This window comes from Arthrobacter sp. TmtSoilC48, assembly GCF_059739425.1.
Genome location: NZ_AP046049.1, coordinates 4744602 through 4767221, shown reverse-complemented (window position 1 = coordinate 4767221; position 22620 = coordinate 4744602). Strand labels below are relative to the sequence as shown.

Genomic DNA, 22620 nt, shown 5'->3' with positions numbered 1-22620 from the left:
TGTGCAGGCTGGCACACCCCGCCGTTTCGTGTCACTTCTGCGTGGCGGGTTCTCCGGCCTCCACCCACTCCGTGAACATCTTGCGGACCATGGGTTCCAACGTTGTGGGCCACCAATCCCCGCCCTCCACGGCTTGTCCCAGGTCCTCGGGGGTTGGAACAGTGACTTCGCCTGTGGCTGCCCATTCCGCGCTGCGTGGGAAGAGTGCTCGGAAGGCGGGGTGGCTCATCGCCTGTACATTGTGGCCGATACCTATGGAGACGGAGCGGCCCGCACCGTATTCCACGGCCCACGCCACCGGATGCTCATCGCCCATGCCCGGCATGCTCCGCCACTGCGCGGGCACCTGCGTGTAGCGCAATGGGTTGTCCCAGCCCTTGAGCAGGATGGTCTTCCTGACGCCTTCGGGCCATTTAAGTCCCACGTAAAGGTCGTCGTTGTAATGCGGGAACTCGCTGGGCCACCCTTCCGTGATGGGGTGCGCTTCTGCGGTGTGGATAAGAAAATCGTTGTTGGGTGCCCGGCGCGAGGTATCCTCGCGCATCACACCGCCCAGAAGGCGTTCATACTCGGGATCCCAGCCCACCCCGCCGGCCAGCGTTGGATGGTAGGCAATGAGGCCTTTGCCGCCAGCCACGAAATCGAACAGGGCTTGTTCTGCCGCATGGCCAAACCGCTCCTCCGGCACGTCGCGCCAAGGATCATGGCGGCCGTAGTAATTCAGCACGACGAGGTCGTAGGGCTTGAGGGTGCCGGCCGTTGCTCCGCGGAATTCTTCGGTGACGCGCACCTCGAAACGGCCGGTTTCTTCCAATGCTGCCTTGAGCGCCGGGGTGGTCTGACGCCAGTCGTGGTGGACGTCGGTCATGCCGGTAATGATCAGCGTCTTAATGGTTCCGGGCATTCGTGGGACACTCCTTCGTGACTCGACTTATGATCCGAAGATACATGCTTAAGTCGGAATCAGGAAGAAGTTTTTCCGCCGTAAGTTGCCTAGCTCAACGTCAGGGTTTTGATTGGGCCTGGCTTACCTTGGGCAAACCAGCGCGGGAACGTGGCCTCAAAGAGTTGTTCGCGCGCCAGCTCAGCGCCGCCCCGCAGGGGTTCGCGTTCGTCGTTCACGGACAGAAGGATCCGCAGGTCCCTGGTGGCCAGTGGCAGGGACAGTTCGTAAACGCGTTGCCGCACTTCAGCGAGGTACACCTCGCCGGCGGATGCCATGGCCCCGCCGATCACAATGATCCCTGGGTTGAACATGTTGACCAGGGCTGCGATTGATTCACCCACAACCCGTGCCGAGCGCTGAAGCAGGCGCACTGCCAGCGCATCACCGCTGATGGCCGCCAGTGCGATGCCCTCGGGCGAGAGGGGCTGCCCCTTCTCGACGGATGTGGCAAGTGGGCCCGTGGCGCCTTCCTTGATGGCAAGTTCCGCATCACGGATCAATGCCCAGCCTCCGGCGACGGCTTCCAGGCAGCCGACCTTTCCGCACCGGCAGAGTGCGTCCGAGTCCGGCACCCGCACATGCCCGATGTCGCCGGCCGCACCGTTGGCACCCCGGTGAATTCGTCCCTGCGAGAGGAGTCCGGCGCCGATGCCCGACCCTATCTTGCAGTAGATGAGGTCGGCGTATGCGTCGCGCCTGCGCGCCCGTTCACCCAAGGCGAGCAGGTTGACGTCGTTGTCCACCCAGACCGGAGCATCAAAGCGTTCCTCGAAGGGGGTGCGGATGTCCGAACCGTTCCAGCCGGGCATGATCGGCGGCGCCACCGGCTGTCCGCTCTCGAAGTCAACGGGGCCGGGAACGCCCACAACCACAGACCAGACAGGCAGTTCCGCGGCGCTTCCAAGGAGGTCATCCAGGAGCTCCATGGCGGCCTTCAAGGTCTCCGCCGGTCCGCGCGCAATGTCCCACTCGCGGTGCCTCTGGTCGATGATGTCTCCGTCCAGCTCCGCGTAGCCCACCCTGATGTGCAGGGCGCCGAGGGCGCACACGATGATCCGTCCTTGCTCTGAGCGGAAGCGGAGCGTCCTGGGTGCGCGTCCTCCCGACGAAGCGCCGAACTCGCCGTCCCCGAGGAAGCCCATCTGGATCGCCTGGTCCACCCGTTGCGTCACCACGCCCCGGCCCAGGCCGGTAAGGCGGCCAATTTCGGGACGGGTTGTTGCTTCCCCCGTGCGCACAAGGTTGACGATGCGGAGCAAGCTCGTGACTTCGTCTGTCTGCGCACCGAACCGGAGTGTGGAATCTGTGGTCATAACTCAAAATTGTCCCACAAGAAGGTCACTAATGTGCGGAATTTGGTGCACTATAGCCAGAACTGAATGAACTTAGGAATGATGCTGACAAAAGGAGCACGCGTCATGACATGGAAAGTGGGTTTCCTGGGCGCCGGGCCTGGCGTCGCGGCCCTTCATCTGCCAACGTTGGGCCGCTTGGACGATAAATTCCGGGTGGCTCACGTTGCGGATGCCGGCAGCGGGCGTGCACGAACACTGGCTGAACCCCTGCATGCCAGCTGGTCAGCCGGGGACGGGGAGCTGCTGGCCGACCCGGACGTCGAGGTTGTGGCTATCTGCAGTCCGCCGGCGGAACATCAACGCCAGATCATCGCGGCGGTTGGGGCGGGCAAGAAAGCCATCTTCTGCGAAAAGCCTTTGGCCACCACCAAGGAGGCGGCGGAAGGTGTTGTGGCTGCCTGCCGCGCCGCCGGCACCGTCTTGATGGTCGGAACCAATCACGCCTACGATCCCGGGTGGCTGCTGGCACGTCACCTGCTTGAGGAGGAGCAGGAGGCGCCTGAGTCCATTGCGGTCACGCTGGCACTGCCGCCGAACGGCCGCTACCATCAGCTGGTCTCGGAGTATGCTTCCTCCCAGGCCCAGGCCCAGGCCCAGTCCCCGGCCCGGGAGCGGCCCGACACCGCAAATCCTGGCGTTGCCGCCCACATCGTGAAGCAGCTGCTGACCGGCCTTGCCGTCCACGACCTTCCCGCGCTCCGGCATTTCGCGGCGGACATCGAGGAAGTGCAATACGCCCGGTTCGTTCCGCCGATCGGATACGCGGTGGGGTATAAAGCCAGCGGCGTCAACGTCCAGTTGGCCCTGACCATGCTGCCCGCGGGCCCGGATGTCCTCTGGAGGGTCACGTTTTCCTCGCCGGAGCAGCGGTTGGATCTTGAGTACCCGCCTCCTTTCGTCCATGCAGGCAGCGGTCGTGTCATTGTGGCGCGGGCCGATGGGTCCAGGATGGAGCATCCGTCAGTGGAGCAGGATGGCTATGAGGCGGAGTGGCTGCACTTCGTGCACCTCCTCGAAGGCACCATTGCTGTGGACTACGACCAGATCCTGGCAGATGCCCTGTACCCGCTGGAGCTGGCCGATGCGGTCTTCGCCACCATGACCACAGGAGACGTGCAGTGAGTGGGGCTCCAGCCGTTGTGGCCACGGCGCGGAATTACCGGGCCGCCGTCGCAGAGCTTCGCGGGAGTGCACGTCACAGTGATCTCGTGCCGGGCGCCGTGGTGGTTATTCCCGGTGGAGGTCCGTGGTGGACATTGCTGTTGGAAGCGCAGGCAGCGGGGGCGGCGGCCGTCGTCGTCTCCAATCCTGGGCGCGTTCCTCCCGAGGCGGGGTCTGCGCTGTCGGCTGACGCTGTCACTCTTCCCGTGGTTGTGGAGAGGCCGTACGCGCGGGCGGACATCCTTGCCGATGCCCTCGACGCGCGCGCCGGAAGTGGTCCGACGATGGTGACGGTGGAATGCGCAGCGCCCGCTCCGGACGTGGGGGCGACCTTGCGTGACGGGTTGCGGTGGGCCGCTGTGCTGGCAGGTGGGCCGCTCAGCTACTGCGGCGGTGGGGACGGCACCTTCCTCCTCGAAGCAGCCGGTGTGTCCGGCCCGGTTCCTGTGACCGCCGGGGTGCGGCTGTTGACAGGGGACGCGTGTGATCCGCTGCTTCGGGTGATGGCCTTGGGGGAGGTCCGCTCGGAGATTGAGTCTGGAAGGGTTGGAGCGGCCGTTCGCCTTGAGACGGCCACCTTCAACGGGACAATCCAGGCTCCACTGCGGTACGAAACGCCGGCGCGCCTGGCACTCCGCAGGGCCTTGGATTCCTGCCGTTCGGGCGAGCGGCCCGACGATCTGGAACACCTCCTCAGCGATCACGACCTCGCTGCGCATCTCCTCGAACCGCATAAGTAACACTGATCTTCGGCATAGGTAATATCCCCTTCCCTGATGCGCTGCAGGGGCCAGAGACTTGATGTGGGCAGATTTACAGACCACTGAAAGGATCGAAGATGATCAAGCTTCTCTCCCACCTCTCCTACGTAGCAATTACCACTCCCGACGTCGAAGCCTCCGTTGATTTTTACGTCAACCAGGTGGGGCTCAAGGTTGTGGACCGCGTTGACGGCGCCGTCTACCTCCGGTGCTGGGGTGACTACTACCGCTACAGCGTGGTTGTTGTTCCGGGCGACGAGCCGGCACTGGTAACCATGGCATGGCGGACGTCCAGCGCCGAGGCACTGGACGAAGCGGTGCGACGCATCGAAGCGGCAGGGGTCAACGGCGAATGGACGGATATCCATGGCATTGGCCGTGGCTACCGCTTCGTGGGGCCGTGGGGCCACAGCATGACACTGCACTGGGACGTTACGCGATACCAGGGTGAGGGCCAGGATCTTTCAATCTACCCGGACCGCCCGGCGCGCCGCAGCAAGGTGGCAGGCGCACCCCGCCAGCTTGACCACGTGACCATCGCAACCAGTGACGTGGACGGGTTCGCCAAGTGGTACAACGATGTTCTTGGCTTCCGCATCATGGCCCGGACCGTCCTGGACGAGGCCCCCATCTCGGTGTTCTCCGTGCTGACCACCAACGAGAAGTCCCACGACCTCGGCGTGGTCCTGGACGGCTCCACGCGCGCTGGACGCATCAACCACTACGCCTTCTGGGTGGATACCCGCGAAGAACTCCTGATCGCCGCGGACACCCTGATGGAAAACGGCATTCCGATCGAATATGGCCCCTCCATCCATGGCATCGGCGAGCAGAACTTCCTCTACTACCGGGAGCCGTCATCCCTTCGCATCGAGCTCAATACGGGCGGCTACCGCAACTACGTTCCCGACTGGGAGCCGAACACGTGGACCCCGTCCATTGGTTCGAACAACATGTACCGGAACGGCGCCATGCCGATGTCCATGACGGAGTCCTTCCCTCCGGCAGACGGCCCCAGCGCCACCGAAGAGGGCGTTCCGGACGAGATCAAGGAAGCCCTGTTCAACCCCTACGCCCGCCAGGGCCAGGGCTAGAACCTTACGGTTATCACCGGCATGGGCATCCATGCCGGTGATAACCGCTATAACCACAAACTGATTTACTTATGTCGAATTCCGACATTAAATGAAAGTGGACCGAGGACGGTCCACGAGGGGAGTTACGTTCATGACGACGACGTCAGGCCAGTTGGAAGCACCGTTCGCACTCGCGCGTTACCGGGCCGGGGACGAGGTACGGCTGGGGCTCATTGCCGGTGACCGGATCCGGCCGCTGGGTCCCCAGGAGCTGGGTGCCCCCGGTCTCAACGCCTTCCTGGCCACGCCTGACTGGGACCGCCTGGAAAAGCTTGCCCAAGGCGAGGGTCCCTGGCTTCCGCTGGAAAGCGTTGTTCTCACGGCTCCTGTGGAACCCAGGCAAGTGCTGCAAACGGGTGCCAACTACAGGACGCACGTGATCGACCTCGTCGTCGCGGGCTTGGACAAGAACGACCCCCGCACACCGGAGGAAGCCCGCGAATGGGCCGGCAAGATGATGGACGACCGCCAGGCAAACGGTGAGCCCTATTTCTTCATCGGCCTTCCTGCGTGTGTTGTTGGTGACGACGTGCCGCTGGTTCTCCCAAGCTACAGCGAGAAGCACGACTGGGAGTTGGAGCTGGCTGTGGTCATTGGAAAAGAGGCCTTCAGGGTTGGCCGCGAAGAAGCGATGCAGCACGTTGCCGGGTACACGGTGGTCAATGACATCACTACGCGGGACCTGGTTTTCCGACGCGACATGAAGGAAATTGGCACGGACTGGTACCGCGGCAAGAACGCGCCTGGGTTCCTCCCGACAGGCCCGTTCCTTGTACCGGCGCAATTCGTGGATCCTGCCAAGCTGAAAGTACGGCTCGAACTCAATGGTGATGTCATGCAGGACGCAACTACCGATGACCTCCTCTTTGATATCCCGGCACTGGTCTCTGCCGCTTCGCAGAATATGCCGCTCCTGCCGGGGGACCTCCTGCTGACAGGAAGCCCGGCGGGCAACGGTGCCCACTGGGGAAGGCTGCTCCGGGACGGCGATGTCATGACAGGAAGTATCCAGGGCCTTGGAACGCAGGTAGTGCGCTGCGTCGCCGAGCCAGTCGCCGAGCCAGTCGCCGGCCAAGCAGCCGGGCAAGCCTAGGGTGGGCGGGGCAATGAACCTGGATAATCCCGACCTGCTGGATCGCACCGACCCCGAAGGTGAAATCTCCCGCCGTGGCAAGGCCTACCGGAACTGGGGGCGGTGGGGCGAAGACGATGTCCTCGGCACGCTGAACTTCATCGACGCTGCAAAGCGGAAACAAGCGGCCGCATTGGTGCGGGACGGCGACGTCACCTCGCTATCGCAGCCCTTCGATATGAATGGGCCACAAAAAGGCTGGCGTCGGCGTACCAACCCGGTGCACACCATGCTGGACACCGGAACGGATGCCGAGCGGGGCACGCAGGGCTTTCCCCACGGATTGGGCGGCGCGGATGATGTCATTTCCATGCCGCTTCAGTGCTCCACCCAATGGGACGGACTAGGTCACATCTTTGACCACGGTGCCGCCTGGAACGGGCGAAGGGCCGGCGACGTCGTCACGAGCGACGGCGATCTTGTCACCGGAATCGAGCACGCGGCGGCAGCTCCTGTTTCCCGTGGTGTCCTGCTGGATCTAGGCCGTCACCTGCATCCGGAAACGGGCGAGCTGCCGGACGGCTACGCCATCTCCACGGCAGATCTGGAGTCCTGCATCGAAGCCCAGGGAGCCAGCAGTGTTGTTGGCACGGGCGACATCGTGCTGGTGAGGACCGGACAGTTGACCCGCGCGAAGCGGGATGGCTGGGGCGATTATGCCGGAGGCCCAGCGCCTGGACTTTCCTTGACGACGGCCGGCTGGCTGCACAGAACCGAGATCGCGGCCATCGCCACTGACACGTGGGGCTTCGAAGTCCGTCCGAATGAGTTTGATGTTCCGGCCTTCCAACCACTTCACCAGGTGGTCATTCCCAACATGGGACTCACGGTAGGTGAGTTGTGGGACCTGGACGGCCTCGCGGAGAAGTGTCGTGAACGCGGCCGCTACGAATTCCTCCTGGTCGCGGCTCCTTTGCCGATTACAGGTGCCGTTGGTTCGCCCATCAATCCCATCGCGATCCTCTAATCAACCCGATAACAACCCAAGGGGTAATCATGACAGCAGTCCAGAAGGTAGCGATCGCCGGCAGCGGTGTTGCTGCCATGGCGGCCGCCATCCAGCTCGCAAAGGCGGGGGTCGCCGTCGACGTTTTTGAAGTAAAGCCGGAACTGAGTGCCCTGGGCTCGGGCATCACGCTGCAGGGCAATGCACTGCGCGTCTTCGACTCCCTGGGTGTCTGGGAAGACGTGCGTAAAAAGGGTATGGCTTTCGAAGGGCTGACCTTGCGGGCTCCCGGACCCGATGCGCCCGTCATCGCCCAACTCCCCGAGGTGAAGACAGGGGGACCGGACTACCCCGCGTGCATGGGAATGTACCGTCCGGACCTCGCCGGCATCCTGCTGAAGCACGCCGAAAAAGCCGGAGCGAAGGTCACCTTCGGAGCCAAGGTCACCGGATTTGATGTCCGTGATGACCAGAACGTGGAGGTCTTCGTCAACGAGGCCCCTGCGGGTAGCTACGACCTCCTGATTGGTGCGGACGGAGTTAATTCCTCTGTTCGGGGACTCATGGGCATCGACACCGCCCCCGAAACCACTGGTATGGGCATCTGGCGTGCCTTCGTCTCCCGCCCCAAGGAAGTGGAACACAGTGAGCTCTACTATGGCGGACCGGTATACATTGCCGGATACACGCCCACGGGCGAGGACACTATGTACGCGTTCCTGGTCGAGAAGGCGCAAGACCGTTTCGGGGTTTCTGATGAGGAAGCCGTAAACATCATGCGCGGGGAGTCCATGGCCTACGGCGGCCCGTGGGCTTCCATCCGCGAAGATCTGGGTTCGGCTGCGAAAGTCAACTACACGTGGTTCACCAAGCACCTGGTGCCCGGCCGCTGGAACCGGGGCCCGGTGGTGATCATCGGCGATGCCGCCCACAGCTGCCCGCCCACCATCGCGCAGGGTGCAGCACAAGCGCTCGAAGACGCTGTGGTTTTGGCTGAATTGCTGATTGGCTCGGATGCCCTCAATGACAAGCTCTGGGACAGCTTCCACGAGCGTCGGGTTCCGCGCGTCCAGGCTGTGGTGGATGCATCCGTTCAGCTGGGCCAGTGGCAGATCGAGGGTAAGAAGGATGCAGACGCCCCGGGCTTGCTTTTCGGCATTGCGCAGAAAATGGCGGTGCCGGCATGACGATCGATGTTCACGCCCATGTGCTCCTGCCCTCTCTTCAGGCTGAGGTTGAACGGCGTGCCCCTGAGGCCTTCAAAGCCGCGGCGGACCTGGAGGCGCGACGCAACGGACCCGAAAGTCTTGCTGCTTCCGGACGCATGATCGGCGAACGGTTCCCTCGGCTCACAGATGTGAAGGCCCGCCTGGCTGCCATGGATGCGCAAGGGGTGGACCATCAGTGGGTCAGTGCGTCCCCGAACCATTTCTATCCCTGGGCCGAAGAAGGTCTCGCCGTGTGGACCGCCACAGAGGCCAACCGCCTGGTTGCGGAGCACGTCGCCCAGGCACCGGAGCGGCTGACCGGCCTGGGTCTGGTGCCGCTGCAGCATCCGGAACGCATTGTGGAATGCGTGGATGACGCCATCCTCGGCAGGGGTCTTGCCGGCATCGAAATTTCCTCGTTTGCCGGCGACGTCGAGTTGTCCGATGAACGGCTGGAACCCTTGTGGTCGCGGGTGGAGGAGTTGGGTGTTGTGGTCTTCCTGCACCCTTTCGGCTGCAGCCTGGATGAGCGCCTGGATAAGTTCTACTTGTCCAACACCGTGGGCCAGCCAGCCGAAAACGCTGTAGCACTTTCGCACGTGATCTTCTCGGGAGTGCTGGACCGTCACCCCGGCCTGAAAATCCTCGCTGCCCACGGCGGTGGATATCTCCCCACGGCCATCGGCCGTTCCGACCACGCTTGGCGGGTACGTCCGGAAGCCCACGGTTGCAGTCATGAGCCATCGAGCTATTTGCGACGGATCTGGTTCGATACTGTGGTCCACGATCCATCGGCATTGCGCCACCTCGTGGAAGTCGCGGGGCCCTCCCAGGTCCTCATGGGTAGCGATTTCCCGTTCGATATGGGCCCGGAAGACCCTGTCGCCGAGGTCTGCGCCGCAGGGCTGCCGGATGATGTGATTGACAGGATCCTTTCCGGCAATGCCGAGGCATTGTTGGCGCAGCGGGTGCGGGCATGAAGATTGCGCGCTGGCAGGACGGCGCCGAAGTTGGCGAGGGCTTCATCATTGGGGACAAAGCAGTACCGTTTCCCAATGGCCTGCGGGTTGCCGAGGTCCTGGCCCGCGGTCTGGCAGGCGCCCGTGAACTGTTCGGTCGGGTGAACCACGACGGCGGACGGCCGCTGGACGCTGTCCAGCTCCTTGCGCCGTTGGTTCCGGCGGCGATCAGGGATTTCGTTGCCTTCGAGGAACATGTTGAAGGCGTCAGTGCTTCCGTTGACGGCAAGAGCGAAGTGGTGCCTGAGTGGTACGAGGCGCCAACGTTCTATTTCACGAATCCCCACACGGTGTTGGGGCCTGGTGAGCCTGTCATTCCGCCGGTGACGCAGCGACTCGACTTCGAACTGGAGATCGCTGCCGTGATTGGTGGCCCCGGAGGCGCCAACCTTTCCGGCGATGGGGCAGCCGAAGCTATTTTCGGCTACACAATCATGAACGACTGGTCCGCGAGGGACATCCAGTCGAGGGAAATGAAGGTCCGTCTGGGCCCTGCCAAGGGAAAGGACTTTGGCACCAGCCTTGGGCCGTGGATCGTCACGGCAGATGAGTTGGAACCGTACGTGGACGCTGATGGGTTCCTGGCACTGAGGGCAGAGGTCTTCGTCAATGGTGAACGGGTGGGGGAGGACCTGGTCTCCAATATGGGGTGGACCTTCCCCGAGCTCGTCTCCTACGCCTCGAGGAACTCGAGGGTGGTTTTTGCCGATGTCCTGGGCTCCGGCACCGTCGGCAATGGTGGGTGCCTGGGTGAACTATGGGGTCGCCGCGGCGAACTTAACCCTGCACCGCTCACTGCTGGTGACGAAGTGCGCATGGTGGTGGAAGGCATTGGTGAGTTGACAGGTATGGTGGGTGCCGCCGTCGAGGGCCCTCTTGTGCCTCGAGCGAGGAACCGAAACCGCGCCCGCTCCAGAGTCTAAGAAGAACAATCTTTTGTTGCTTTTAGACCAAAGTGTGATCTAAAATGAAAGTGGCGTCGGGATCCCCACCAGGATCCGTTCTCGGCAGTGAGGATGCTGCCGAGGCACAAACCGTCGCGTCGACAGCCCGATCGTTCGGGCAGAAACCCCATGCCACTTTCTACTTTGAGACTTCGGTTCCTCGTCGCCTCCCTTCTGAGCGTGTCCTTCCTGGGGGCACTGGACCACACGGTGGTCTCAACTTCACTTGCCACCATCGCCGGGGAACTCGGCGCCCTGGAGCTTATGAGCTGGGTTGTGGTGGGATACACGCTCGCCAGTACCGTCCTGTTGCCCGTGCTGGGAAAACTCGGGGACGTGCTCGGGCCGCGACGCGTCTTTCTCGCTTCCCTGGTGATCTTCCTGCTCGCATCCCTGGCCTGCGGATTCGCCCAGGACATCACCTGGCTGGTTGCATCCCGGGTGATTCAGGGAATGAGTTCAGCCGGGCTGCAGCTCATGTCGCAGACCATTGTTGCCAAGGTGACCACACCGCGTGAGCGTCCGCGATACCTGGCGGCCATCGGGGCGGCGTTTCCAATTGCGATCCTGGTAGGGCCCGTCCTCGGCGGAGCGATCACAGACTACTGGGGCTGGTCCTGGGTTTTCTGGATCAACATCCCCGTGGGCGTTGTTGCCTTGGTTTTGGCCTTTGTTGCGGTTCCCCGACTTGAGCGGGGCCAGATTCCGAGGCACTACGATGTGGCCGGTGCATGCGCCTTCACGCTGGGCCTGGTCTTCCTGGTCCTCGGCGTCACATGGACCGCCGAACGAAGCCTTGGTGCACAGGCCATCAGCGCCCTGGCCGTCAGTGTGGTGGCTTTGATGGCCTTCTTCATCATCGAGCGCCGCGCCCCCGAGCCAATCGTCCCTTTGCGGTTCTTCGCCAACAGGACCATAGCCGCCGGCACCGCGCTCTCCGCGATTATCGGCGTCGGGCTTTTCTCCATCACCGCGTACCTGCCCACCTATTTCCAGATGGCCTACCGGATCAGCGTCACAGTATCCGGGCTGGTGCCCATAGCCACGGTCCTGGGCATGCTGGTCAGCAACCTCCTCACCGGATGGCTTGCCAGCCGCACCGGCCGCTATCGGATCTTTCCCATTATTGGGACGTGCATGGGGGCGGCAGGGCTGTTTGTCATGGCCTGGCTGCCGATCGGACTTCCCCTGTGGGTGCCGATGATCGTCATGGGCTTCGTTGGAATGGGGACCGGATCGTTCATGAGCCTCATTGTTGCGGTAGTGCAAAGCGCCGCACCAGCCAACCAGACCGGAAGCATCACAGCAACGGTCAACCTCGTGCGGCAGGTTGGCTCCACCGTAGCCACTGCCATTATTGGCGGAACCATTGGTTCAGGCGTCGCAGCGCTGCTCCCCGCAGGAATGGACGCCGCAAACCTCACGCCCCACGCCGTTCACCAGGCTCCGCCTGAAACCCAGGACGTTGTCGCGGGAATCTATGGGGCTGTGTTCTCTCCGATCTTCCTCGCGCTCGCCGTTACCTATGCCATTGGGATCATCGCCGCCGTCCTGCTACCGCAAGGACGCTTGGCGGACGAACCACAAACCACCCGCCCAGAAGTCTCCGAAACCCTTTCGGCCTGACCTTGCACCAAGGAGAAACAATGTCCAAGAATCCGACCATTGCCATTGTTGGCAGCGGGCCGATCGGCTCAACGTACGCACGGTTGCTGGTTGAAGGCACCCCCGACGCCCACGTGATCATGTTTGAAGCCGGCCCGCAGTTGACCGGCCGGCCAGGCGAAAGCGTCCGCAACATTGCCGACCCCGATCAGAAGGCCAGGGCACGGGAGATGTCGCAGGGGCCGCAGTCCGGCGCGTTCCGGGAGTCGTTGGGTATTCCTGCCGGGACCGTGACTGAAGGCATGTTCACCGCCCGCCAAGGTACCCACCTCCTTGATTTCGGCGGACCGGGGTCGGCCCACGCCCAAACTTTCCCGGCCGCAGCGGCGGCGACCAACGTCGGTGGGCAGGGGGCGCACTGGACGTGCGCAACGCCGTCGCCGGCTTTTAGTGAGAAGATCCCGTTCATCGCCGACGACGAGTGGGAGAACCTCATCACCTCGGCGAAGGGCCTCCTCCATGTGCAGAGCGCAGCGTTCGCCGATTCGGGAGTCGGGGCCGCCATTCGGTCGCTCCTGGAAGAAGAGTTCGCCGGCGAGCTGCCGGAGGGTTATGGGGTGGGTACCCTGCCCGTCGCGGGCGATCCCCAGCCTGACGGTTCCATGCGATGGGCAGGTGCCGATGTTGTCCTCGGTCCACTCATCGATCCCGGGTCTCCGTTGTCCGGGCGCTTCGAACTCCGTGATCTCACCCTGGTACGCCGGGTGGAAACGGAGGGAAAACGGGCCACCGGTGTCACTGTGGAAAACCTTCGCACGGGAGAAACCACTTTTGTCCCGGCAGACGTAGTCGTGGTGGCCGCGGATGCTTTCCGGTCGCCGCAATTGCTGTGGGCTTCCGGCGTTCGGCCTGCCGCGCTGGGCCACTACCTCACGGAACATCCGGTGGTCATCTCCACAGTCGCCCTTGATCCGGAGAAGATGGAACGGTTTGCGAGCGAATCGGATCTGGAGGCCGAACTTGCACGGCGCGCCCAGAACCCAGCCGATCCCGTGGCTGCCGTCAACCGGATCCCCTTCTCGGAACCGGAGCATCCCTTCTCCGTCCAGGTCATGTATTCCGAAACGACACCGTTCCCCATGGCCCCTGATGCTCCTTACGCACGGAACCGCTGGGGCTACGTAAATATGGGCTATGGCATGCGCAAGCACCCGCGTTTTGAGGACGGCGTGACTTTTGACGACAACGAGCTGGACTATCGCGGTTTCCCGAACATGACCATCAGCTACGCCCTCACCGAGAGGGAGCACGTTGAAATCGAAGATGCCACCGCACGGCTGCTCCGGGCGGGCAAGGCGCTGGGGGTCTTCGTAGCAGAACCGCGGCTCATGCCAAACGGCTCCAGCCTCCACTACCAGGGGACCATGCGTATGGGCGCATCCGACGACGGTACGTCCGTTGCGGACCCATGGTCACGTGTATGGGGCTACGGAAATTTGGTGGTCGGTGGGAACGCGCTGATTCCGACGGCTACTGCCATGAACCCGACCCTGATGAGCGTGGCCATCGCAGTGCGCGGCGCCCGGAAGCTGGTGGAGGAGTTGGCCGCCGCCCCGGGCTCGTCGGTCAACGAAGAGGTGGTCCATAGCAGGGCGTGACTGTGGCATTGGCCTGATCACATTCCGTGGACAGGCCGCCGGGGGAGGATCATAATAGTTAGCGGAGCTAATTAGCACTGCTAACTATTATGCCAAACCTCAGGAGGCGTCTCCCTGTGAGCGCAGCTATCGACGACGGACCGGCGGAGATTCAAGCCGACGTCCTTGCCATTGATCTTCGAACCGCAGTGATGCGAACATCACGCAGGCTGCGAATCGAAGCGACCGGCGAGGTGATTACCCCTGGGCAGTACACGGTGCTCGCCCACCTCAACTCCGGTTCGCAGACGTTACGGGAACTGGCCGAGCTGGAGCACGTCCAGGCACCGTCGATGACCCGGATCGTGAACGCCCTGTCCGGGCAAGGTTTCGTGTCCCGGCAGGCCAACCCCGAAGACGGCCGGCAGGTCCACATCAGCATTACTCCGGCGGGCCAGGAAGTCCTGGCCGAGGCCCGCAGCCAGCGGACTGCCTGGCTGGCCCAGCGCGTAGCGGGACTCAGTGCGGAGGATCGGCTGACGCTCAGCCGGGCCGCGCGCATCATGCAGGAGATGAGCGCCAAGTGAGTGCCATGTTCCGTGCCCTCGAGAGCCCCAATTACCGGCTTTGGGCTGGTGGTGCGCTGGTGTCCAACGTCGGTACCTGGATGCAGCGGGTGGCACAGGACTGGCTGGTCCTGACGGTCCTCACGAATCACTCCGGAACCGCAGTGGGCATCACCACGGCGCTGCAATTCCTGCCCATGCTCCTTCTTGGGCCGTATGCGGGCGTCCTGGCCGACCGCTACCGCAAGCGCGTGATCCTCCTCTGGACCCAGACGGCCATGGGAATCTGCGGGCTGATCGTTGGCCTTCTGGTGGTAACGGGCGTGGCCCAGTTGTGGCACGTCTACCTCGCCGCCCTTGCCCTGGGACTGGCTGCCGCAATCGACGGACCGGCCCGGCAGGCGTTCGTGTCGGAACTTGTTGGCCCGGAGAAGCTCTCCAACGCCGTGGCGCTGAACTCTGCATCCTTCAACAGCGCCAGGCTGACCGGCCCTGCCATCGCCGGGGTGCTCATTGCATGGATCGGCACGGGTCCGGTGTTCCTTCTCAACGCAGCGAGCTTTGTGGCCGTCATCGTTTCCCTCTCCCGGGTTAAGGCCGCCGAGCTGGAGCCGGCAACGCCGGTGGCCCGCGGCAAGCACCAATTAACCGAAGGCCTGCAGTACGTGCGCCAACGCCCTGACCTGGTCCTCATTTTGCTGATGGTGGGGCTGTTGGGTGCCTTTGGCATGAACTTCCAAGTGACGAACTCCTTGATGTCCACGGCGGAGTTTGGCATGGGACCTGAAGAATTCGGCCTTCTTGGCTCCATCATGGCCGTGGGTACCCTCGCCGGTGCCCTGCTTGCGGCCCGCCGCTCGGGTCCACGACTGCGCTTCATGCTCGGGGGCGCGCTGTGCCTCGGTGTCTTCACCCTACTGGCCAGCATCTCGCCAACTTTCTGGATCTACGCGGCCGTCCTCGTCCCGGTGGGACTTGCTTCCATCACGTTCCTCAACAGCTGCAACACCACCATCCAACTGTCGGTCGAGCCCCAATTCCGGGGACGCGTCCTCGCGCTGTACTTGGCCATCCTGCAAGGCGGCACGGCAATCGGAGCACCCCTCATGGGCTGGATCGGCACAGAGTTCGGTGCCCGATGGGCCGTGGCTGTTGGTGGCGCAGCAGTCCTTGTCACCGGCGTTGCTGCAGTGATCTTGGTCAGCCGGCGTAGCCAGCGCACCATCCGCGAGCAGGTGCGCCGTGCATGGCTGCGGAGGCGGGCGACCCAAGCGTCGTCCAGCTAGCGGACCTCAAGCTGCCTCTTGTGAACCATGAGAGGCCGTTCGCTGTATCCAGATATCAGATCTGGTAGTAGTGCTCTTCGAGACCCTTGATGAGCAGTTCGGGCTCTCCGCTCATTGCCGCGTCGACCAGCAGGAGATGCCTGTCCGCCTGGCTGTCGGCGGTACCAACGCCGCGCCGCATTATCGGCACCATCATGACCGCGAGAAGCGACTCCAGACTCTGCCATGCCTCCACCAGTTTGGTCTTTGGCTGCTGATTCATCAGCGTTCCATGGAACTCACGGTCCAACCTCATGAGATCGTCTACGTCCTCCGGCAGACGAAGCCCCCGCATGCGCTCGGCGATGCGCCTTAGCTCTTTCTCAACCTCCACGGGCGGGGGAAGTACCGCGTGCATGGCCGCCCGCCCTTCGAGCGCTGCGAAGACTTCCCCGATCTCGGCGATGTCGCCATCGCTGAAGTATCGAACCCTATTACCCGAACCCGGCGAGAATTCGACCAGCCCGGTTGCGGCAAGGCGCGTCAGGGCCTCGCGGACTGTCCCGCGGCTTACGGACAGATCTTCGGCGAGCCTCTTTTCCACAAGATGCCGGCCAGGGTCGAGGGTCCCCAGGATGATTTCCCTCCTGATTCGGTGCGCCACTTGATCCACGAGTGTTGTTCGCTCCGCAACCCGAGGCGCGAGCGTTCTCGCGAGAGACGTCCTTGCTGGCTCGGAGGAAGGTTGACTCTCCATTGCGCTCACACCCCTATCGGCTAATGGCAGCCACCCGCACTTTGGAGTGGGCCTTGACACTAGATCACCAAACGATAGTATCAAACAATCATGTCGGACACGATTGTCCGACAGTTCGGTCGGATAGGACACCCAAATGCATGGTGGCTTCGGAAGCCAAGAGCCCGTGATTCGCGGCCACTTCCACATCCCTGCTCTCCCTGGCGGCGGTTTGGATGTGCCGTACATCGAGATCCATGGCCGGGAGACCGGGCCTCGGCTGACGGTTCTCGCAGGGGTCCATGGCTGTGAGTACGCGGCCATGGCTGCCCTGCGGGAGTTCGTTTCGGGGGTCAATCCTGCGGAACTGAGGGGGATCATCACCGCGGTTCCCGTGGTCAACGTCCCGGCTTACATGGGCCGAACGCCCTTCATCGTTCCAGTGGATGGCAAGAATCTGAACAGGTGCTTCCCCGGCGACCCGAAGGGCAGCTTTTCGGACGTGCTGGCACACCATGTGTTCGAGCGCTTCATCCGGGGAGCCGACTACGTCATAGACCTGCATTCCGGAGATCTGCCGGAAGCTATTGAGCCGGTAGTTATTTACGACGAGTCACCCGTTGGTGAGGCTGCGCGGCGGATCGCGGTGGCGTACGGGACCGAGCATGTGATCAGGCAGCCTGCCGATGCGCGGGTCACAACCGGCACCACGAGTTCTGCTGCCGCAGATGCCGGTATTCCGGCGATCACCGCTGAGGCAGGAGGCAGCGGGATCATCGACCCCAAGGCTGTCGCCATTCATGTCAGGGGCCTGCGGAATGTGGCTGCGACCCTGGGAATGCTCCCCTATGACGTAGAGCAGACCCGTGGCCAGACCGAGCACCAGCAAGGGTGGAGTTGGATTCGCTCGCCGGTGCGTGGTTGGTGGCAACCGACCGTCGAACTTGGCAAGCCTGTCTCCAAGGGCGGGCTTCTTGGACAGGTCAGTGACCTTTTCGGCGACGTCATCCACGAAGTAAGGGCGAATCAAGCCGGGATACCCATGATCATCACCACGAGTCCCGCGATCGCCGCTGACGGACTCGTGATGGTCCTAACCCAGGAGGTTTAAGAAATGAGCACCACCAAGAAGAGAGTGGCCGTCATCGGGCTCGGAACCGCGGGCAGCATGTCCGCTTGGCGCCTGGCTTCACAGGGCGTGGATGTAGTCGGGTACGAGCAGTTCGGAATTGCCCATGACCGTAGCGCCCATGCGGGCGAATCCCGTATCTTCCGCACCGCCTACTTCGAAGACCCTGAATACGTGCCACTGCTTCGAACTGCCAAGGCACTCTGGCAACAACTCGAGGGTGAAACAGGCACCAATCTGCTCACACTTGCCGGCAATCTCATGCTGGGGGAGTCCTCATCGCAGATGGCCAACGTCAGCAACTCCATCGATAAGTTCGGGGTCGACGCCTCCATCATTCCGCTCGACGAGGCACGCACCCGCTGGCCGCACCATCCGTTCCACGAGGGTGACGCCGTGGTCCTTGACCGTGAAGCAGGTTATCTTCGCCCTGAGCTTGCGGTGCTGAAGGCCGCCTACCGGGCCAAGTCGCTGGGCGCCCAACTACGCACCTACACCCCGGTCGAAGGGGTGGAAGTCAAAAACGGCGGGGTCTGGGTCAGCGCCCATGGACGAAACGAGCGATACGACCACGTTGTAGTCACTACCGGCCCCTGGGCGGCGAAGCTGCTTCCGGAACTCGCGCCACTCCTGCAGGTTCGCAAGGCGGTATCAGCGTGGTTCGTCACGAAGGAACGCGGGGCATTTGATCCGGCCAACTTCCCATGCTTCATACGCACAACGCCTGAAGAGTTCTATGGACTGCCGGCGATGGACGGAAACGGGCTGAAACTAGGCCTGTCCGGCACCGTCAACCGTCTGGTGGCTGACCCCGACGCCCTCGACCGGACAGTCCCCGTCGACGAAATAACGGCATTCAGGCAACTCGTCGCCGATTCCTTCCCGGCACTCTATCCAGATCCTGTCCGGGTCGCCGCCTACATGGAGGGCTACACCCAGGACGGCCACGGGATCGTTGGGCGGCTTGGTAGTGAGGACCGCATTACCGTCCTCACGGGCCTGTCCGGGCATGGGTTCAAGCTTGCACCTGCGCTCGGCGAAATCGCCGCGGACTACGCCCTTCAAGGCGCCAGTGACAACACGATCCCGCTCATAAGCCCTGACCGGTTCCTTGCGGTCCAGACCTCGACGGCGAACCCGTGAGGTGACGCAAGGCTCCGTCCCGTTCATTACCGCGTCCAGCGGGCACCACTGCACGCCTTTCCTGTAACCCCACCATCCCAACCCAAAGAAATTCCAAGGAAAACACGATGAAGACACGAAACAAGGTCCACGCCGCTGTGGCCGCACTGGCCCTCCTTATTGGCTTGAGCGCATGCGGCAACGCCGCCAGTAGTGAACCTTCGGCCAGCCCCACCGAACTTGGCCTGAGGGACATCTCGGAGGGTGTCCAGCCAGATCCGAAGGCTGTGAGCCTCCTGCCGAAGTCCTACAAGGACAAGGGCGAGCTCACGGTGGCCGCGGACCTGCACTACCCGCCGACCGTCTTCCTTGCCGAAGACAACAAAACCCCGATCGGCCTCAACCCGGACATCACCCGGCTTATTGCCAAGAAGCTTGGCGTAAAGGTGAAGTTCGAGGACACGAAGTTCGACACCATCATTCCGGGCCTTGACGGCGGACGCTTCGACTTCACGGTTTCGACCATGGCCAAGACCGAGGACCGGCTCAAGGTCGTGGACATGATCGACTACTTCAAGGCTGGCAGCTCCATCGGGGTGACCGCCGGAAACCCGCAGAAACTCACGAACGAGACCCTATGTGGGAAGAACATCGCCGTCACCCAGGGTTCCACCGGCCAACTGTTGCGCCTTCCGGCCCTGAACGAGATGACCTGCACCTCCAAGGGACAGCCCGCGATCAACGCTGTGACGCTGCCCAACATCCAGGAAGCCCTGGTACAGCTGCACTCCAAGCGGATCGACGGCATCCTCTACGACACCACGGCACTCGCCTGGGCACAGACGCAGCAGCCGGGCTCCTTCCAGATGCTAACCCCTCCCCTCAACGTCGGGGGAACCGGCATCACGGCAGTTGCGCTGAAGAAGGGCTCGCCGCTGACCCCGGCAATCCAGGCAGCAGTCCAATCGATCCTCGGGGACCCGGAGTACAAAGAGGCGCTCAAAACCTGGGGCCTCGAGTTTGGGGCCATCACCGACGCCAAGCTGAACTAGCAGGTGCCTGAATGACAACGGCAATCGACAAAGGAAACAAAGCTGCCATGGGAAGCATTGATGCAGCCCTCAAGCCACGGCTCCGGCTTCGGACCCGCTCCGAATATGCAGGGTGGATCCTTAGCATCCTCGTCGGCGTCGGGATTCTCACCTCCGTCCTGACAAACTCCAACTTCAAGTGGGAGATCGTTGGGAAGTACTTCTTCGCTGAGACGATCCTGCGCGGGCTCATGCTCACGATCTTCCTCACGGTTGCGAGCATGGCACTGGGAACCTTGCTCGGGCTTGCCCTTGCGATCATGCGGGCTTCGCATGTGAAGCCGGTCTCCATGACAGCCGGACTCTACATCACATTGTTCCGGGGTACCCCGGTCTTGGTGCAGCTGATCTTCTGGTTCAATATCTCCGCCCTTTACCCCAACCTGAGCATCGGGATCCCGTTCACTGACATCAGCACTGTCATCGACGTCAACACGATCATGGGCCCGATCACCGCAGCACTCGTGGGCCTTACCCTCAACCAGGCTGCCTACATGGCCGAGATCATCCGCGGCGGCTTCTCCGCGGTTGGCAAGGGCCAGCTCGAGGCCGCCGACTCGCTCGGAATGAGCGCATCCATGAGGATGCGCAAGGTCATCATCCCTCAGGCCATGCCGTCCATCATTCCGGCAACCGGCAATCAGTTCATCGGAATGTTCAAGGAAACGTCGTTGGTCAGCGTCCTCGGCGTGGCCGAGCTTTTGCAGAGCACCCAGTTGATCTACGCCCGCACCTTTGAGACCATCCCGCTGCTCATCGTGGCCAGCCTCTGGTACCTGGTCATGACCCTGCTGCTGAGCTACCCGCAGTCCAAGCTCGAACAGAAGTACTCCCGCGCAACCGCCCGGCTTCCCCGGAAGTCGAAACCCGCTGTCCTGACAGACCCGGAAGGTATCGCCCGATGAACACCGACGGCACTATCCTCGCCCAGAAAATCCGAAAGTCCTTTGGGCCCAAGACAGTCCTGAAGGACATCGACCTGGAGATCGCCAGCGGAGAGATCTGCTGCATCATCGGCCCCAGCGGCTCGGGAAAGTCCACTATCCTTCGCTGCATCAACGGTCTTGAGATCGTGGACTCCGGTGTCCTGAAGGTCAACGGCGAGGACTTCGGCTACTACGAAACCGATAAGGCCTACCACGCCCTGCCAGCGAAGAAGCTGGCCCAGCAGCGCACCAGGGTTGGAATGGTCTTCCAGTCCTTCAACCTGTTTCCGAACATGACCGCCCGGGAGAACGTCATGTCCGGACCGGTCCTGGTCAAGCGCGCGGACAAGAAGGAATCAGCCAAACGAGCCCAGGAACTATTGACAAGTGTCGGGCTCGGCGCGTTTGGTGACCGATACCCGGCCGAGCTCTCCGGTGGGCAGCAGCAACGCGTGGCGATCGCACGGTCCCTGGCCATGGACCCGGAGATCATGCTCTTTGATGAACCAACATCTGCACTGGACCCCGAAAAGGTCGGAGAAGTCCTGACAGTCATGAAAGAGCTGGCCAAGAAGGGCATGACCATGGTGGTGGTCACCCACGAGATGGGCTTCGCCCGCGAAGTGGCCGACTCCCTGATCTTCATGGACGACGGCTACGTCGTCGAACGCGGCGACGCCCGGGAAGTCCTCGCCAACCCGCAAGAGTCCCGCACCCAGTCCTTCCTCGAGAAAGTGCTCTGAAATGACAGATGGAAAATTGGCCGTCATCGGCCTCGGCACCATTGGCAGTATGGCCCTCTGGCAGGCCTCCCGGCTGTCCGATTCGGTGGTCGGCTTCGAAGCGCAGCTCCCTGCCCACGGACGCAGCGCCGTTGGCGGCGACACCCGCCTGTTCCGAATGCTCAACCTAAATCCGGGCTTCAACCCCATCCTGCACAGCTCCCAACGGCTCTGGGCCGAGCTTGAGGACGAAACCGGACAGGACATCCTTTTGCGCTGCGGTGGAATCTACATTGGCACGGCGAATGGCCCGTACATTCCACAGCTGCTCGAGTCGGCGCGGGTGACCGGAGTCGCGCACCAGATTCTCTCCCATGCCGAGATGGCCGAGCGGTACCCGCAGCACAACCTGCGTGCGGACGATATCGCTGTATTCGACCCCAACGGTGGCGCTCTAAGGACGGACCGGGCCGTCACGGCTGCGATCTCCGCAGCCGAGGCCAACGGTGCCAGAGTACTAACCAACACCCCGGTAGACGGGATCCGGGAAACCGTAGACGGCGTTGTGGTGACCTCCGGGGACAAGTCCTGGACGTTCGAGAATGTCATCGTCGCGTCCGGCGGCTGGTCACAGAAGCTCATGCCGGAGTCGCTCCAGGCACACACCCAACCCAACAGGGTCTTCCTCACGTGGTTCGTCGCGAAAAATCCCGCACTCTTCTCTCCAGAACGGTTCCCCGTCTTCGTGCGGCTCTCCGGAGACCGATCCATGTATGGTGCACCCGCAGTTGACGGGGTCACCGTCAAGGCAACGCTGAATTTCCGGCCAACGCCTACACGGAACCCGGATGCGGTTCCCAGGGAACTTACTCCGGCAGAGGTTGCGGAGACGACCGAGACGGTGAGTGAGTTCTTCCCCGGTCTGTATCCAAACATCGTCCGCTCGGATGCGTTCCCGGACCTCTTCACTACCGACCGAAACCCGCTGCTCGGGCGTTTGGACGCCGGTAGCCGGGTCTACTGCGCCACCGGGTTCTCCGGCGGGGGCTTCAAAATGGCCGCTGGATATGGCGAGATCGCCGCCCGGGAGGCACTCGGATTACAGACGTTCGACGGCCTGGATTTCGTACGTCCGGAACGGTTCATGAGCGTCCACAGTATGCAGGTTTCCCCGGCCGGACAGTCCTCTTCCCACAGCTAGTGAAAGCGTCGA

General features: G+C 62.7%; 21 protein-coding genes. 18 read left to right on the top strand and 3 right to left on the bottom strand.

The window, feature by feature from the left end; genetic code table 11:
* Positions 1 to 31: 31 nt before the first annotated feature.
* Both AC6I97_RS21890 and AC6I97_RS21885 read right to left on the bottom strand, forming a co-directional pair.
* Positions 32 to 904, bottom strand: coding sequence for a ThuA domain-containing protein (locus AC6I97_RS21890; protein WP_497946774.1), 873 nt, complete (start codon positions 902 to 904; stop codon positions 32 to 34).
* 89 nt (positions 905 to 993) lie between these two features.
* On the bottom strand, positions 994 to 2259 hold the full coding sequence (locus tag AC6I97_RS21885) for an ROK family protein (RefSeq protein ID WP_224094069.1): 1266 nt from the start codon (positions 2257 to 2259) through the stop codon (positions 994 to 996).
* 105 nt (positions 2260 to 2364) lie between these two features.
* On the opposite strand from AC6I97_RS21885, the gene AC6I97_RS21880 reads away from it, so the two are divergent.
* The 12 genes from AC6I97_RS21880 to AC6I97_RS21825 all read left to right on the top strand — a co-directional run bounded on the left by AC6I97_RS21880 (position 2365) and on the right by AC6I97_RS21825 (position 15702).
* On the top strand, positions 2365 to 3423 hold the full coding sequence (locus tag AC6I97_RS21880; RefSeq protein WP_497946773.1) for a Gfo/Idh/MocA family protein: 1059 nt from the start codon (positions 2365 to 2367) through the stop codon (positions 3421 to 3423).
* Positions 3420 to 4202, top strand: a complete 783-nt coding sequence (locus AC6I97_RS21875; protein WP_497946772.1) for a hypothetical protein — start codon at positions 3420 to 3422, stop codon at positions 4200 to 4202. Before AC6I97_RS21880 ends, AC6I97_RS21875 begins: the two co-directional genes overlap by 4 nt.
* Before the next feature lie 98 nt (positions 4203 to 4300).
* Positions 4301 to 5317: a VOC family protein gene (locus AC6I97_RS21870; protein WP_224094074.1), complete on the top strand. Its 1017-nt coding sequence runs from the start codon at positions 4301 to 4303 to the stop codon at positions 5315 to 5317.
* A 133-nt stretch (positions 5318 to 5450) separates the two neighbouring features.
* Positions 5451 to 6452: a fumarylacetoacetate hydrolase family protein gene (locus AC6I97_RS21865; protein ID WP_497946771.1), complete on the top strand. Its 1002-nt coding sequence runs from the start codon at positions 5451 to 5453 to the stop codon at positions 6450 to 6452.
* 13 nt (positions 6453 to 6465) lie between these two features.
* Positions 6466 to 7458 (top strand): cyclase family protein, encoded by a 993-nt coding sequence (locus tag AC6I97_RS21860; protein WP_497946770.1) that lies wholly within the window; start codon positions 6466 to 6468, stop codon positions 7456 to 7458.
* Between the two features lie 29 nt (positions 7459 to 7487).
* Positions 7488 to 8624, top strand: coding sequence for an FAD-dependent monooxygenase (locus tag AC6I97_RS21855; RefSeq protein ID WP_497946769.1), 1137 nt, complete (start codon positions 7488 to 7490; stop codon positions 8622 to 8624).
* Complete coding sequence (locus AC6I97_RS21850; RefSeq protein ID WP_497946768.1) at positions 8621 to 9625, top strand: amidohydrolase family protein; 1005 nt, start codon at positions 8621 to 8623, stop codon at positions 9623 to 9625. Before AC6I97_RS21855 ends, AC6I97_RS21850 begins: the two co-directional genes overlap by 4 nt.
* Entirely contained in the window at positions 9622 to 10587 is a 966-nt protein-coding gene (locus AC6I97_RS21845) for a fumarylacetoacetate hydrolase family protein (protein WP_497946767.1), read from the top strand. The genes AC6I97_RS21850 and AC6I97_RS21845 overlap by 4 nt, the downstream gene beginning before the upstream one ends.
* A 150-nt stretch (positions 10588 to 10737) precedes the next feature.
* The gene (locus tag AC6I97_RS21840) at positions 10738 to 12234 is read left to right on the top strand and encodes an MDR family MFS transporter (protein WP_497946766.1); all 1497 of its coding nucleotides are present in this window, start codon (positions 10738 to 10740) and stop codon (positions 12232 to 12234) included.
* A 20-nt stretch (positions 12235 to 12254) separates the two neighbouring features.
* A complete protein-coding gene (locus tag AC6I97_RS21835) occupies positions 12255 to 13871 on the top strand; it encodes a GMC oxidoreductase (protein ID WP_497946765.1) in 1617 nt (538 codons plus the stop codon).
* 191 nt (positions 13872 to 14062) lie between these two features.
* Positions 14063 to 14437 carry a MarR family transcriptional regulator gene (locus AC6I97_RS21830; protein WP_224095110.1) on the top strand — a complete coding sequence of 125 codons (375 nt, stop codon included), beginning with the start codon at positions 14063 to 14065 and terminating at the stop codon, positions 14435 to 14437.
* Entirely contained in the window at positions 14434 to 15702 is a 1269-nt protein-coding gene (locus AC6I97_RS21825) for an MFS transporter (protein WP_497946764.1), read from the top strand. The genes AC6I97_RS21830 and AC6I97_RS21825 overlap by 4 nt, the downstream gene beginning before the upstream one ends.
* Before the next feature lie 55 nt (positions 15703 to 15757).
* On the opposite strand, the gene AC6I97_RS21820 is transcribed toward AC6I97_RS21825, so the two are convergent.
* Positions 15758 to 16345, bottom strand: a complete 588-nt coding sequence (locus AC6I97_RS21820) for a GntR family transcriptional regulator (protein WP_263422280.1) — start codon at positions 16343 to 16345, stop codon at positions 15758 to 15760.
* A 229-nt stretch (positions 16346 to 16574) separates the two neighbouring features.
* On the opposite strand from AC6I97_RS21820, the gene AC6I97_RS21815 reads away from it, so the two are divergent.
* The 6 genes from AC6I97_RS21815 (at position 16575) to AC6I97_RS21790 (ending at position 22608) form a co-directional block, all read left to right on the top strand.
* The gene (locus AC6I97_RS21815; RefSeq protein ID WP_497946763.1) at positions 16575 to 17528 is read left to right on the top strand and encodes a succinylglutamate desuccinylase/aspartoacylase family protein; all 954 of its coding nucleotides are present in this window, start codon (positions 16575 to 16577) and stop codon (positions 17526 to 17528) included.
* Between the two features lie 3 nt (positions 17529 to 17531).
* Positions 17532 to 18689 carry an N-methyl-L-tryptophan oxidase gene (gene solA / locus AC6I97_RS21810; RefSeq protein WP_497946762.1) on the top strand — a complete coding sequence of 386 codons (1158 nt, stop codon included), beginning with the start codon at positions 17532 to 17534 and terminating at the stop codon, positions 18687 to 18689.
* 107 nt (positions 18690 to 18796) lie between these two features.
* Positions 18797 to 19720 (top strand): ABC transporter substrate-binding protein, encoded by a 924-nt coding sequence (locus tag AC6I97_RS21805; RefSeq protein WP_497946761.1) that lies wholly within the window; start codon positions 18797 to 18799, stop codon positions 19718 to 19720.
* A gap of 11 nt (positions 19721 to 19731) precedes the next feature.
* Positions 19732 to 20664 (top strand): amino acid ABC transporter permease, encoded by a 933-nt coding sequence (locus AC6I97_RS21800; protein ID WP_224166279.1) that lies wholly within the window; start codon positions 19732 to 19734, stop codon positions 20662 to 20664.
* On the top strand, positions 20661 to 21428 hold the full coding sequence (locus AC6I97_RS21795; protein ID WP_497946760.1) for an amino acid ABC transporter ATP-binding protein: 768 nt from the start codon (positions 20661 to 20663) through the stop codon (positions 21426 to 21428). The genes AC6I97_RS21800 and AC6I97_RS21795 overlap by 4 nt, the downstream gene beginning before the upstream one ends.
* A 1-nt stretch (position 21429) precedes the next feature.
* Positions 21430 to 22608 carry an FAD-dependent oxidoreductase gene (locus AC6I97_RS21790; RefSeq protein ID WP_497946759.1) on the top strand — a complete coding sequence of 393 codons (1179 nt, stop codon included), beginning with the start codon at positions 21430 to 21432 and terminating at the stop codon, positions 22606 to 22608.
* The last annotated feature ends 12 nt before the right edge of the window (positions 22609 to 22620 follow it).

What these genes read in the sequence shown, in the direction of transcription:
- AC6I97_RS21795 (WP_497946760.1), top strand. Translation starts at nt 20,661, where the DNA reads ATGAACACCGACGGCACTATCCTCGCCCAGAAAATCCGAAAGTCCTTT.
- solA (WP_497946762.1), top strand. Translation starts at nt 17,532, where the DNA reads ATGAGCACCACCAAGAAGAGAGTGGCCGTCATCGGGCTCGGAACCGCG.
- AC6I97_RS21880 (WP_497946773.1), top strand. Translation starts at nt 2,365, where the DNA reads ATGACATGGAAAGTGGGTTTCCTGGGCGCCGGGCCTGGCGTCGCGGCC.
- AC6I97_RS21815 (WP_497946763.1), top strand. Translation starts at nt 16,575, where the DNA reads ATGCATGGTGGCTTCGGAAGCCAAGAGCCCGTGATTCGCGGCCACTTC.
- AC6I97_RS21840 (WP_497946766.1), top strand. Translation starts at nt 10,738, where the DNA reads ATGCCACTTTCTACTTTGAGACTTCGGTTCCTCGTCGCCTCCCTTCTG.
- AC6I97_RS21805 (WP_497946761.1), top strand. Translation starts at nt 18,797, where the DNA reads ATGAAGACACGAAACAAGGTCCACGCCGCTGTGGCCGCACTGGCCCTC.
- AC6I97_RS21800 (WP_224166279.1), top strand. Translation starts at nt 19,732, where the DNA reads ATGACAACGGCAATCGACAAAGGAAACAAAGCTGCCATGGGAAGCATT.
- AC6I97_RS21865 (WP_497946771.1), top strand. Translation starts at nt 5,451, where the DNA reads ATGACGACGACGTCAGGCCAGTTGGAAGCACCGTTCGCACTCGCGCGT.
- AC6I97_RS21790 (WP_497946759.1), top strand. Translation starts at nt 21,430, where the DNA reads ATGACAGATGGAAAATTGGCCGTCATCGGCCTCGGCACCATTGGCAGT.
- AC6I97_RS21870 (WP_224094074.1), top strand. Translation starts at nt 4,301, where the DNA reads ATGATCAAGCTTCTCTCCCACCTCTCCTACGTAGCAATTACCACTCCC.
- AC6I97_RS21890 (WP_497946774.1), bottom strand. Translation starts at nt 904, where the DNA reads ATGCCCGGAACCATTAAGACGCTGATCATTACCGGCATGACCGACGTC.
- AC6I97_RS21850 (WP_497946768.1), top strand. Translation starts at nt 8,621, where the DNA reads ATGACGATCGATGTTCACGCCCATGTGCTCCTGCCCTCTCTTCAGGCT.
- AC6I97_RS21860 (WP_497946770.1), top strand. Translation starts at nt 6,466, where the DNA reads ATGAACCTGGATAATCCCGACCTGCTGGATCGCACCGACCCCGAAGGT.
- AC6I97_RS21845 (WP_497946767.1), top strand. Translation starts at nt 9,622, where the DNA reads ATGAAGATTGCGCGCTGGCAGGACGGCGCCGAAGTTGGCGAGGGCTTC.
- AC6I97_RS21855 (WP_497946769.1), top strand. Translation starts at nt 7,488, where the DNA reads ATGACAGCAGTCCAGAAGGTAGCGATCGCCGGCAGCGGTGTTGCTGCC.
- AC6I97_RS21885 (WP_224094069.1), bottom strand. Translation starts at nt 2,259, where the DNA reads ATGACCACAGATTCCACACTCCGGTTCGGTGCGCAGACAGACGAAGTC.
- AC6I97_RS21830 (WP_224095110.1), top strand. Translation starts at nt 14,063, where the DNA reads ATGCGAACATCACGCAGGCTGCGAATCGAAGCGACCGGCGAGGTGATT.
- AC6I97_RS21835 (WP_497946765.1), top strand. Translation starts at nt 12,255, where the DNA reads ATGTCCAAGAATCCGACCATTGCCATTGTTGGCAGCGGGCCGATCGGC.